Genomic DNA, 11,633 nt, shown 5'->3' on the forward strand with positions numbered 1-11,633 from the left:
TCCCTTCGTTTTTCCGCCCGCTGCGCTCGAGCAGGGGGCCAGGGGGTCATTTTTATAATGACCGCTGCCATCTCACGTGGAGCCATATGCCGTCCGAACCGACCTCACAAGAGCACCGACCGCGGTGGCCGCGCTCCGTGCCGGGCTGGCGGGGGGCCGTGCTGCGCGGGCTGCTGTGGACGGCCGGCGCCGGAATCGCCGCCGTGGTGTCGGTGGCGATCATCGTGGGCGTGGCGCTGGCCGTCGCCTACCCCAACCTGCCGGAACTCACCGACCTCGCGGATTACCGGCCCAAGCTGCCGCTGCGGGTCTATTCCGCCGACGGCGTGCTGATCGGGGAGTTCGGCGAGGAGCGCCGCAGCCTCACGCCGATCGCCCAGATTCCCAAGGTCATGACCAACGCGGTGCTCGCGATCGAGGACGCGCGTTTCTATTCCCACGGCGGCGTCGACTACCGGGGGCTGATGCGGGCGGCCATCGCCAACCTCGGCCGGGTCAAGAGCCAGGGCGCGTCGACCATCACCATGCAGGTGGCGCGCAACGTGTACCTGTCGTCCGAGAAGACCTTCACCCGCAAGCTCTACGAGGTGCTCCTCACCTTCAAGCTGGAACACCTGCTGACGAAGGACCAGATCCTCGAGATCTACATGAACCAGATCTTCCTGGGCAACCGCGCCTACGGGTTCGCGGCCGCTTCCGAGACCTACTTCGGCAAGCCCATGAAGGACCTCACGATCGCCGAGGCGGCCATGCTGGCCGGCCTGCCGAAATCCCCGTCCGCCAACAACCCGCTCACCAATCCGTCGCGCGCCCGCTCGCGCCAGCTGTACATCATCGAACGCATGGAGGAAAACGGGTTCATCACCCCGGATGAGGCGCAGGCGGCGAAGAAACAGGAACTGAAGTTCCGCAGCACGACCGGGCAGACGCGGGTTCATGCCGAATACGTCGCCGAGACGGTGCGCCAGCTGGTGTACGCCCAGTACGGCGACGAGGCGTACACGCGCGGCCTGAACGTCTTCACCACCATCAACGCCGGCCAGCAGGAAACCGCCTATCGCGCCTTGCGCAAGGGCATCATGGACTACGAGCGGCGCCAGTACTACCGCGGCCCGGAGGAGTTCGTCGACCTGCCGGCCGACGACAAGGCGGCGGAGGACGACATCGACGACGCGCTGGCCGACCACCCCGACAACGGCGACGTGATGGCGGCGGTCGTGCTGGAGGCCGGCCCCAAGATGATCCGCGCCGTGCGCCAGAACGGCGAGCACATCGAGATCACCGGCGAGGGCCTGAAGCCGGCGCAGTCGGGGCTGTCGGAGAAGGCGCCGCCCAAGATCAGGATCCGCCGGGGCGCCGTCATCCGGGTGGCGCAGACGCCCAAGGACACCTGGGAGGTCACCCAGTTGCCGGAGGTGGAGGGCGCGTTCGTGGCGCTGGATCCCCGCGACGGGGCCATCCAGGCGCTGGTCGGCGGGTTCGACTTCAACAAGAACAAGTTCAACCACGTTACCCAGGCCTGGCGCCAGCCGGGCTCGGCGTTCAAGCCGTTCATCTATTCCGCGGCGCTGGAAAAGGGCTTCACGCCGTCGACCATCGTCAACGACGCGCCGCTGTTCTTCGACGCGGCGACCACCGGCGGACAGCCCTGGGAGCCGAAGAACTACGACGGCAAGTTCGAGGGTCCGATGCCGCTGCACACCGCGCTCGCCAAGTCCAAGAACATGGTGTCGATCCGCGTGCTGCAGGCCGTCGGCACGCAGAACGCGCAGGACTGGGTCGCGCGCTTCGGCTTCGACGCCGAGAAGCATCCGCCGTATCTCACCATGGCGCTGGGCGCCGGCGCCGTGACGCCGATGCAGATGGCCACGGCCTACTCGGTGTTCGCCAACGGCGGCTACCGCGTCAACCCCTGGCTGATCTCGAAGATCTCGGACCAGCGCGGCAAGGTGCTGGTCGAGAGCCAGCCCCCGCTGCCGAACGAATCGATGCGGGCGGTGGACGCGCGCAACGCCTTCATCATGGGCCGGCTGCTGCAGGAGATCACCCGCGCCGGAACGGCGGCTCGCGCCCAGTCCAGCCTCAAGCGGGTCGACCTGTACGGCAAGACCGGCACCACCAACGATGCCATCGACACCTGGTTCGCCGGCTACCAGCCGACCCTCGCCGCCGTGGTCTGGATGGGGTACGACACCCCGCGCTCGCTGGGCGTGCGCGAGACCGGCGGCGGCCTGAGCCTGCCGATCTGGATCACTTTCATGGACAAGGCGCTCAAGGGCGTGCCCGTGATGGAGCCGTCGGCCCCGGAGGGCGTCGTCAACGTCGGCGGCGAGTGGTATTACGAGGAATACGCCCGCGGCGGCGGCGTGGGCAGCGTCGGCGTCACCTCGCCGGCGCAGGAGAATGGCCCGGGGACGGCCACGCCGGCGACGGTGCCGGGTGCGCCCGGCGTGCCTTACGACAGGAGCCTCATGAACTCCGACGGGCTGCCGCCCAACCGGCCGGCCGTTTCGCCGTCCGAGGAGCGCCGCAGCATCCTCGACCTGTTCCGGAACTAGCCGCTAGGAGAACTCGAGCGGCAGCCCCGCCTGATCGCCGGCGTAGCGGCTCAGGTTGGCGAAGAACTCGCCCTGGCCCTTGGTGTCGACCCAGCGCGTGCCGTCGAACTTGTAGTGGAAGCCGCCGGCGCGCGCTGCCATCCAGACCTCGTGCAGCGGCTTTTGCAGGTTCACGACGATCTGGCTGCCGTTGCGAAAGGTGATCGTGACCATGCCGCCCACCCGCTGGTTGTCGATGTCGGCATCGGTCTGGTCGTTGATGCGGTCGCACGAGGCCTCGATGCGGCCCAACAGCGCCTCGGCCTGGTCCATGAATTCGAGGTCGGTCATTACAATTTCACCATGTTGAATGTTCCCGAAATTCTAGTCAGCACGGCCGCGCGGCGGCTTGTCCTGGCAGCAGTCGTGGTCGGCACGCTCGCCGGCTGCGGCCAGAGAGGGCCCTTGTTCCTGCCCACCGAACCGGCGGCGGCGCAACGCGCCACCCTGCCCCAGACCCTCAGCCCGGCACGTGCCGCCTCCGCGCCGCCCTCAGGCACGGCCACACCCGCTCCCCGCCAATGACCTCGCCCCACACCGCCGCGCTGCCCGGCCAGCCGCACTTCTCCCACCGCGACGGCGAGCTGTTCGTCGAGGACGTCGCGCTGCGCGAACTCGCGCGCGAACACGGCACGCCGCTGTTCGTGTACTCCAAGGCGGCCATGCTGTCGGCCCTGGCGGCCTACCAGCGCGGGTTCGCCGGGCGCAAGGCGCGCATCTGCTATGCGATGAAGGCGAACTCGTCGCTGGCCGTGCTGCAGGTGTTCGCGCAGGCAGGCTGCGGCTTCGACATCGTTTCGGGCGGCGAACTGCAGCGGGCGCTGGCCGCCGGCGGCCGGCCGGCCGACATCATCTTCTCGGGCGTCGGCAAGACCCGGGCCGAGATGCGCCAGGCGCTCGACAGCGGCATCGGCTGCTTCAACGTCGAGAGCGAAGCGGAACTGGAAGTGCTCAGCGAGGTCGCGACCGCGGCTGGCGCCGTCGCGCCGGTGAGCATCCGCGTGAATCCGGACGTGGACCCGAAGACCCACCCCTACATCTCCACCGGGCTGAAGGGCAACAAGTTCGGCGTGGCCCACGACCGCGCCCTCGCCGCCTACCGGCGGGCGGCCGCGCTGCCCGGACTGCGGGTGGTCGGCATCGACTGCCACATCGGCTCGCAGATCACCGCCGCCGCGCCCTACCTCGACGCAATGGACCGCATCCTGGATCTGGTGGAAAGCGTCGAGGCGGCGGGCATCGCGCTGCCGCACATCGACTTCGGCGGCGGCCTGGGCATTGCCTACCAGGGCGAGCAGCCGCCCGCAGCCGACGCGCTGTGGGCCAGGTTGTTCGAGAAGCTGGACGCGCGCGGTTTCGGCGACCGCCAGTTCCTGATCGAGCCGGGCCGCTCGCTGGTGGGCAACGCGGGCGCGTGCCTCACCGAAGTGCTGTACCTGAAGCCGGGCGAACAGAAGAATTTCTGCGTGGTCGACGCCGCGATGAACGACCTGCCCCGCCCCGCCATGTACCAGGCCTGGCACGCCATCGTTCCGCTTGGAGCGAGCAGCGCGGCGGCCAGCACCTACGACATCGTCGGCCCGGTGTGCGAAAGCGGCGACTGGATCGCGCGCGACCGCGAACTCGCCGTGCGGCCGGGCGACGTCCTGGCGGTGCTGTCCGCCGGCGCCTATTGCATGAGCATGGCCAGCAACTACAACAGCCGCGGCCGCGCCGCGGAAGTGCTGGTGGACGGCGATCGCGCCGTGCTGATCCGTGCCCGCGAAACCGTCGCCGACCAGATGCGGATGGAGCGCCTGCTGCCCTGACCGGTCAGGCGCGGCGCGCCGCGGCCGCGCCGGGGCCGCGCCGCTTGCGCACCGCCTGCACCAGCCGCCAGCCGAGCAGCAGCGCCAGGATGGCCGCGTACACCGCCACTTCGGCGAAGTCGTTCTTGCCGGCGCGCATCCAGAAGAAGTGCAGGATCGCCAGTCCGGCGACCAGGTACACGAGGCGATGCAGCGCCTGCCAGCGGCGCGCCCCCAGCGCCTTCACCGCGCGGTTGAACGACGTGGCGGCCAGCGGCGTCAGCAGCACGAACGCGAGAAATCCCACCAGGATGAACGGCCGCTTCGGGATGTCCTTCGCGATCTCCGCCAGGTCGAATCCCATGTCGAACCAGGCGTAGGCCAGCAGGTGCAGCGCCGCGTAGAAATAGACGAACAGTCCCAGCATGCGGCGAAAGCGCGCCAGCGCCGCGGTGCCGGTGATCACGCGCAGGGGCGTCACGGCGAGCGTCAGGCAGAGGAAGCGCAGCGTCCAGTCGCCGAGCGAGCGCTCCAGGTACTCCGCGGGATTGGCGCCGAGCTTGTCGGCCGCCGCGCCCCACACCAGCCACGCCAGTGGCAGGAGCGCCAGCACGAACAGCGCCGGCTTGGCCAGCGGGTGCATGAAGGCCCTGCCGGCCGGCATCAGTAGTTCTTCTTCAGGTCCATGCCGGCGTAGAGCTGCCCCACCTGGGCCTCGTAGCCGTTGAACATCAGCGTCTTGCGCTTTTTGGCGAACAGCCCGTCTTCCCCGATGCGCCGCTCGGTCGCCTGGGACCAGCGCGGATGGTCCACGTTCGGGTTCACGTTGGAATAGAAGCCGTATTCGTTGGCGGCCGCCTTGTTCCAGGCGGTCTTCGGCTCGCGGTCGGTGAAGCGGATCTTCACGAGGCTCTTCGCGCTCTTGAAACCGTACTTCCACGGCACGACGAGCCGCACGGGCGCGCCGTTCTGGTTCGGCAGCACTTCGCCGTACATGCCGAAGCTGAGCAAGGTGAGCGGATGCATCGCCTCGTCCATCCGCAGGCCTTCGACATAAGGCCAGTCAAGCACGCGCGAGCCGACGCCCGGCATCGTCCTGGAATCCGCCAGCGTCACGAACTCGACGAACTTCGCGCCGCCCAGCGGCTCGACCCGCTCGACCAGCTTCGACAGCGAATAGCCGACCCAGGGAATCACCATCGACCAGCCCTCGACGCAGCGCAGGCGGTAGATCCGTTCCTCCTGCGCGCCCAGCTTCAGCAGGTCCTCGATGGCGTAGCGCGCGGGCTTCTTCACCAGCCCTTCGATTTCCACCGTCCACGGCGCCGTCCTGAGCGTCTTCGCGTTGCGGTACGGGTCGTCCTTGTCGGTGCCGAATTCGTAGAAGTTGTTGTAGCTGGTCGCGTCGTTGTACTCGGTGACCTTCTCCATGGTCATCGCACCCGCGACCCCGGACTTCACCGCCGGCAGCGCAGCCAGCTTCCCGGGCCGCTGGACTTGCGCCAGCGCATCGCGCGAAGCCCAGCCGGCCAGCACCGGGCCGGCCACCCCCGCGGCCAGCGCCTTCAGCAGGTCGCGCCGGCCGTGGTACACCGCCGCCGCCGTGATCTCGCTCGGCACCGGGTGGATGAAGCCGTCGTCGTCGCTTCTGATCAGCATGTCGTCTCCCTGACGCCCGGCGAGGCCGGGCCACGCGACCATACAACATGGCGAAAAGCCCCGGCACCCGCAAGGCGGAGGGATCCTGACGGCGCATGGGACCAAAAAAAAACGAGCCCGGCGGGGCTCGTTCATGGTGGCCGGGGCGGGGCGGCTCAGCGCAGGCCGGCGATGTAATCGGCCACGGCCTTGATTTCGCGGTCGTTCATGCGAGCGGCGACCTGGTTCATCTGGACGCTGTTCTTGCGCACGCCGTCGCGGAAGCTGACCAGCTGGGCAGCGACGTAGTCGGCATGCTGGCCCGATACGCGGGGATACTGGGCCGGGATGCCGGCCCCGTTGGGGCTGTGGCAGCCGGAGCAGGCGGCGATCTGGCGGTCGGCCAGGCCGCCGCGGTAGATGCGCTCGCCCAGCGTCACCAGTTCCTTGTCCTTCGCGAAGGCCGGCTTGGCTTTCTGGCTGGCGGCCCAATACGCGATGTTCTTCATGTCGGCCTCGCTCAGCATGGCCGCAAAGCCCTGCATGACCGGGCTCACCCGCTTGCCGGCCTTGAATTCCTGCAGCTGCTTGACGATGTATTCCGGATGCTGCTGCGCCAGCTTCGGATTGGCGGGCACCGCCGAATTACCGTCCTGGCCGTGGCAGGCGGCGCAAACCGCCGCGTACTTGGCGCCGCCGGCGGCGATGTCGGGCTTGGCCGCCGCTGGCGCGGCCGGGGCAGGCGCAGCGCCGGCCGCCGGGGCCGCCTGCTGGGCGAACGAGACGGACGCGGACATCGCCAGGGCAGCGGCAATCAGCAAGGAGACGGTCGGCTTCATTCTTGGAAACGTCTTTCGAGGCGCAAAACCGCGTAATTCTACAATGCCGCTCCCGGGCCTCCCCGAACCACAAGGCAAGCATGACCTCCCCCCCGGCCCCCAGAGACGCCACCAGCACGGCCGCCGCGCTCGCCATGGGTTGGCTCCACACCGCCCGCTTTCTGACCACCGCGCCGAAACTGGAATTCCTGCCGGCGCTGGAAGTCCCGGAGATCGCCTTCGTCGGCCGCTCCAATGCCGGCAAGTCCACCTGCATCAACACCTTGACGCAGCAAAAGCGCCTGGCCTTCGCCTCGAAGACGCCGGGCCGCACCCAGAGCATCAACCTGTTCTCGCTCGGCAAGCAGGGCCAGACCGATGCGGTCCTGGCCGACCTGCCCGGCTACGGGTATGCCGCGGTGCCCAAGGCCGACAAGCTGCGCTGGCAGCAGGTGATGGCCAATTACCTGGTGACGCGCGAGAACCTGCGCGCCGTCGTCCTGCTGGTGGATCCGCGGCAGGGCGTCACCGAACTCGACGACATCCTGCTCGAAGTCATCCGGCCGCGCGTCGAACAGGGGCTGAAGTTCCTTCTGCTGCTGACCAAGGCCGACAAGCTCAATCGCGCCGAAGCGGCCAAGGCGCTGTCGATCGCGCGCCTGCAGGCCGGCGGCGGCGAGGTCAAGCTGTTTTCGGCGCTCAAGAAGCAGGGCGTCGAGGAGACCGCCCTGCTGCTGTCGCATTGGGCCCATGGCGAGGAGCCACCGCGAGGAGAGCCGGGATGATCGACCGCTACCTGGAGGTGCTGCCGCACGGCATCACCCTGAGCTGCCGCGCCGCCGGCGCGCGCGGGCGACCGGTACTGATGTTCCTGCACGGTTTTCCGGAAGCGGCCTTCGTCTGGGACGAACTGCTGGAACACTTCGCCCGCCCCGAACACGGCGGCTACCGCTGCGTGGCGCCCAACCTGCGTGGCTACGAGCGCTCGTCGCAGCCCGAGGACGTCAAGGCGTACCGCGCGAAACACCTGGTCGAGGACATCGCCGCGCTCGCGACCATCGAGGGTGCGCCGCTGGAATGCCTGGTCGCGCACGACTGGGGCGGCGCCGTCGCGTGGAGTCTCGCCAACCAGCGGCCGCAACTGACGAAGCGCCTGGCGATCCTCAATTCGCCGCATCCGGGCACCTTCCTGCGCGACCTGCAGTCCGACCCGAAGCAGCAGGCGGCCAGCGCGTACATGAACTTCCTGATCCGCCCGGACGCGGAGGCGCTGCTGCGCGAGGACGGCTACCGCCGGCTGTGGGGCTTCTTCACGCAGTGGGGCGGCGCGCCATGGCTCACCGACGGGCTGCGGCAGCAATACCGCGACGTGTGGGACGCCAGCCTGACGGGCGGCCTCAATTACTACCGGGCCTCTCCGCTGCGCCCGCCGCGGCCTGAGGATCCCGCCGCGAGCACGATCGCCTTGCCGCGCGAGATGCTCACGATCGACCTGCCGACGCTGGTGCTGTGGGGCATGAAGGACGTCGCCCTGCTGCCCTCGCTGGTGGATGGCCTGGACCAGTACGTGCCCGACCTCACCCTGGAGAAAGTCGACGACGCCAGCCACTGGATCTTCCACGAGCAGCCCCAGCTGGTCGCCGACCGGCTGGAGCGCTTCCTGGCCGGGACCGGCCGCTGACTCAGTAGACCGGCGGCTGGCCCGGCGGGCGCGTCTTGAAGCGCTTGTGGACCCAGTAGTACTGGTCCGGCATGGCGTCAATCCAGCCTTCCAGCCGCTGGTTCATGAGCGCCGTGTCGGCCGCGATGTCCTCGGTCGGAAAGTTCTGCCACGCCGGCAGCACGCGCACCTCGTAGCCTTCGCGGGTCAGTCGCGTCACGACCGGCACCACCTTGGCCCGTCCCAGCTTCGCGAAGCGCGACAGCGACGGCACCGTGGCGGCGGCCAGCCCGTAGAAAGGCACGAAGATCGATTCCTCGGGGCCGAAGTTCATGTCCGGCAGCAGGTACATCACTTCGCCGCGCCGCAGCGACGAGACCAGTTCGCGCACGCCGTCCTCGCGTCCGAACGGCCGTCCGCCGGGGAAGCGGTGGCGGCCGCGCAGCACCCAGGCATCGACCACCGGATTGCTCTGCTTCGTGTAGATGCCGACCCAGCGCCGCGGCACCTGCTGCGTCAGCGCTGTCCAGCCGGCGTCCATCCCGACGAAGTGCGGCGCAAAGACCAGCGTCGGCTGCTCGCCGGCGAACTCGTCGACGGCGCCGGTGAGCACCAGCCGGCGCCGCACCAGCGCCGGGGCGCCATGCCAGATCCAGCTGCGGTCGAGCCAGGCCTGCGCGAAGCGCAGGAACACGCGAAACACCAGCGCCTCGCGCCGGCGCGGGTCCAGCCCGGGAAAGCAGGCCGCGAGGTTGGCCCGAACCACCCGCCGCCGCGGCACCACCATGGCGTACAGCACGCACCCCAGCAACCAGCCCAGCGCGCGCACGACGGCCAGCGGCCACGGCGCCAGCAAGCGCATGAAGAGGATGCCCAACCGGCTCATATCGCGCGTCCTGCCGGATGCTTGTACCGGGCGTAGCCCCAGAGGTACTGCTGCGGACATTCGCGGATCAGTGCCTCCATGTGGGAATTCACGCCGGCCGCGGCTGCCACATCGTCGGCGGGCACCGGGCCCGGCCATGGCCGCACCCGCACCAGGTAGCCGCGGCCGCGCGGCAGCCGCTCGCCCCACGCCAGCAGCACGACGGCGCCGGCCTGCCGCGCCAGCCGGGCCGACAAGGTCATCGTGTAGGCGGAGCGGCCGAAGAACGGAGCCCACACGCCCATGCCTTGCGGCGGGACCTGGTCGGGCAGCAGGCCCACCGCTTCGCCGGCGCGGAGCGCCTTGAGCATCTGCCGCACTCCGGCCAGGGTGGTCGGGGCCGCCGCCAGGTTGCGTCGCGCGCGGGCGGTGTCCACCACCTCCCGCAGCCACTCCTTGCGTGCCGGGCGATACAGCACCGTGATGGCGCCGAAACGCTCCGCATAGCCTTGCGCCGTGGCCTCGAAGCAGCCCAGGTGCGGCGTCAGGAAGACGATGCCGCGACCCCGGTCCCGGGCCTCGACGATCAGCGAGGCGTTCTCCCAGTGAATGCGCACCGGGCGGCCGAACCACAGCCGCGGTACTTCCGTCACGAGCTTGCCGGCCTCGGCGACGGCCGCCCGCACCGTGGCCGGTCCGTACCCCGCCTGCGCGGCGTTCTCCAGGAAACGGCGCCGGTACGACGGCGAGGCCAGGAACGACGCCCACCCGACCAGCGCCCCCAGGGCGTGCAGGAGCGGCAGCGGCAGCAGCGCGAACGCGCGGAGGATGGTCTTCACAAACGGTAAAATGAGCCGTCGCCGAGTTAATGAACTACTTGCAGGGCGACCCAGAAATTCTGCTAAAGCGTTCGCCCAAGCTCCGGCAAAAGGCAACGCGCCTTCAAACCAACGGAGTTTATTCAAATGGCGAACGACTTCCTCTTCACCTCGGAATCGGTGTCCGAAGGCCATCCCGACAAGGTGGCCGACCAGATCTCGGACGCGATCCTCGACGCGATCTTCACCCAGGACCCGCGCAGCCGGGTCGCCGCCGAGACGCTGACGAACACCGGGCTGGTGGTGCTGGCCGGCGAGATCACGACCAACGCGCACGTCGACTACATCCAGGTCGCGCGCGACACCATCAAGCGCATCGGGTACGACAACACCGAGTACGGCATCGACTACAAGGGCTGCGCGGTGCTGGTCGCCTACGACAAGCAGTCCAACGACATCGCGCAGGGCGTGGACCACGCGTCCGACGACCACCTGAACACCGGCGCCGGCGACCAGGGCCTGATGTTCGGCTATGCCTGCGACGAAACGCCGGAGCTGATGCCGGCGCCGATCTACTACGCGCACCGCCTCGTCGAGCGGCAGGCGCAGCTGCGCAAGGACGGGCGCCTGCCCTTCCTGCGCCCCGACGCCAAGAGCCAGGTGACGATGCGCTATGTGGACGGCAAGCCGCACAGCATCGACACCGTGGTGCTGTCCAGCCAGCACGCGCCGGAGATGAGCGACGGCCACAAGATGAAGCCGGCCTTCGTCGAGGCGGTGGTCGAGGAAATCATCAAGCCGGTGCTGCCGCGCGAGTGGCTGAAGGAAACCCGCTACCTGATCAATCCGACCGGACGCTTCGTCATCGGCGGTCCGCAAGGCGACTGCGGCCTCACCGGCCGCAAGATCATCGTCGACACCTACGGCGGCGCCTGCCCCCACGGCGGCGGCGCCTTCTCCGGCAAGGACCCATCCAAGGTGGATCGTTCGGCCGCCTATGCGGCGCGTTACGTGGCGAAGAACATCGTGGCTGCCGGCCTGGCCAAGCAGTGCCAGATCCAGGTGGCGTATGCGATCGGCGTGGCCAAGCCGATGAACGTGACGATCTACACCGAAGGCACCGGCGTGATCCCCGACCACAGGATCGCGGAGCTGGTGCACGAGCATTTCGACCTGCGGCCCAAGGGCATCATCCAGATGCTCGACCTGCTGCGGCCGATCTACGAGAAGACCGCTGCCTACGGCCACTTCGGCCGCGAGGAGCCCGAGTTCTCGTGGGAAAGAACAGACAAGGCTGCCGCGCTCCGCGCGGCAGCGGGCCTGAAGTAAGACCGCGCAGGCGGGCTTGCTTCAGGGCCGAGCGCAGCGCGCTTGTCTGTTCTTCAGCGCAGGCTCATATCGCCGCAAGGCGATGTGAAGGCGCGCAGCGCCGGTGCCGGAGCTAAAAGGC

General features: G+C 68.9%; 12 protein-coding genes. 6 read left to right on the plus strand and 6 right to left on the minus strand.

Going from position 1 to position 11,633, the window contains the following annotated elements; all coding sequences use genetic code 11:
- The first annotated feature begins 86 nt into the window (after positions 1-86).
- A complete protein-coding gene (locus tag RAMLITH_RS11775) occupies positions 87-2,558 on the plus strand; it encodes a penicillin-binding protein 1A (protein ID WP_168107588.1) in 2,472 nt (823 codons plus the stop codon).
- A 3-nt stretch (positions 2,559-2,561) separates the two neighbouring features.
- Here the strand turns inward: RAMLITH_RS11775 and cyaY are convergent, their stop codons facing one another.
- A complete protein-coding gene (gene cyaY, locus RAMLITH_RS11780) occupies positions 2,562-2,888 on the minus strand; it encodes an iron donor protein CyaY (protein ID WP_168107589.1) in 327 nt (108 codons plus the stop codon).
- A gap of 12 nt (positions 2,889-2,900) precedes the next feature.
- Between cyaY and lptM the strand changes: the two genes are divergently transcribed.
- Together lptM and lysA are read left to right on the plus strand one after the other, a co-directional pair.
- Complete coding sequence (gene lptM / locus RAMLITH_RS25770) at positions 2,901-3,122, plus strand: LPS translocon maturation chaperone LptM (protein WP_168107590.1); 222 nt, start codon at positions 2,901-2,903, stop codon at positions 3,120-3,122.
- The gene (gene lysA / locus RAMLITH_RS11790; protein ID WP_168107591.1) at positions 3,119-4,405 is read left to right on the plus strand and encodes a diaminopimelate decarboxylase; all 1,287 of its coding nucleotides are present in this window, start codon (positions 3,119-3,121) and stop codon (positions 4,403-4,405) included. Before lptM ends, lysA begins: the two co-directional genes overlap by 4 nt.
- 4 nt (positions 4,406-4,409) lie before the next feature.
- On the opposite strand, the gene RAMLITH_RS11795 is transcribed toward lysA, so the two are convergent.
- From RAMLITH_RS11795 to RAMLITH_RS11805, 3 genes are all read right to left on the minus strand, one after another.
- Complete coding sequence (locus RAMLITH_RS11795) at positions 4,410-5,048, minus strand: protein-methionine-sulfoxide reductase heme-binding subunit MsrQ (protein WP_168107593.1); 639 nt, start codon at positions 5,046-5,048, stop codon at positions 4,410-4,412.
- Positions 5,048-6,043: a protein-methionine-sulfoxide reductase catalytic subunit MsrP gene (gene msrP / locus RAMLITH_RS11800; RefSeq protein ID WP_168107594.1), complete on the minus strand. Its 996-nt coding sequence runs from the start codon at positions 6,041-6,043 to the stop codon at positions 5,048-5,050. The genes RAMLITH_RS11795 and msrP overlap by 1 nt, the downstream gene beginning before the upstream one ends.
- A gap of 155 nt (positions 6,044-6,198) precedes the next feature.
- Entirely contained in the window at positions 6,199-6,861 is a 663-nt protein-coding gene (locus tag RAMLITH_RS11805; protein WP_168107595.1) for a c-type cytochrome, read from the minus strand.
- Between the two features lie 80 nt (positions 6,862-6,941).
- Here RAMLITH_RS11805 and yihA point away from each other — a divergent pair, with 80 nt between their 5' ends.
- The gene (gene yihA / locus RAMLITH_RS11810; protein ID WP_168107596.1) at positions 6,942-7,625 is read left to right on the plus strand and encodes a ribosome biogenesis GTP-binding protein YihA/YsxC; all 684 of its coding nucleotides are present in this window, start codon (positions 6,942-6,944) and stop codon (positions 7,623-7,625) included.
- On the plus strand, positions 7,622-8,521 hold the full coding sequence (locus RAMLITH_RS11815; RefSeq protein ID WP_168107597.1) for an alpha/beta fold hydrolase: 900 nt from the start codon (positions 7,622-7,624) through the stop codon (positions 8,519-8,521). The genes yihA and RAMLITH_RS11815 overlap by 4 nt, the downstream gene beginning before the upstream one ends.
- 1 nt (position 8,522) lies before the next feature.
- On the opposite strand, the gene RAMLITH_RS11820 is transcribed toward RAMLITH_RS11815, so the two are convergent.
- Both RAMLITH_RS11820 and RAMLITH_RS11825 read right to left on the minus strand, forming a co-directional pair.
- Complete coding sequence (locus RAMLITH_RS11820; protein ID WP_168107598.1) at positions 8,523-9,386, minus strand: LpxL/LpxP family acyltransferase; 864 nt, start codon at positions 9,384-9,386, stop codon at positions 8,523-8,525.
- Complete coding sequence (locus tag RAMLITH_RS11825) at positions 9,383-10,204, minus strand: lysophospholipid acyltransferase family protein (RefSeq protein WP_168107599.1); 822 nt, start codon at positions 10,202-10,204, stop codon at positions 9,383-9,385. The genes RAMLITH_RS11820 and RAMLITH_RS11825 overlap by 4 nt, the downstream gene beginning before the upstream one ends.
- A gap of 126 nt (positions 10,205-10,330) precedes the next feature.
- Between RAMLITH_RS11825 and metK the strand changes: the two genes are divergently transcribed.
- Positions 10,331-11,512, plus strand: a complete 1,182-nt coding sequence (gene metK / locus RAMLITH_RS11830) for a methionine adenosyltransferase (protein ID WP_168107600.1) — start codon at positions 10,331-10,333, stop codon at positions 11,510-11,512.
- Positions 11,513-11,633: the final 121 nt, after the last annotated feature.

Source organism: Ramlibacter lithotrophicus (assembly GCF_012184415.1).
Lineage (GTDB): Bacteria > Pseudomonadota > Gammaproteobacteria > Burkholderiales > Burkholderiaceae_C > Ramlibacter > Ramlibacter lithotrophicus.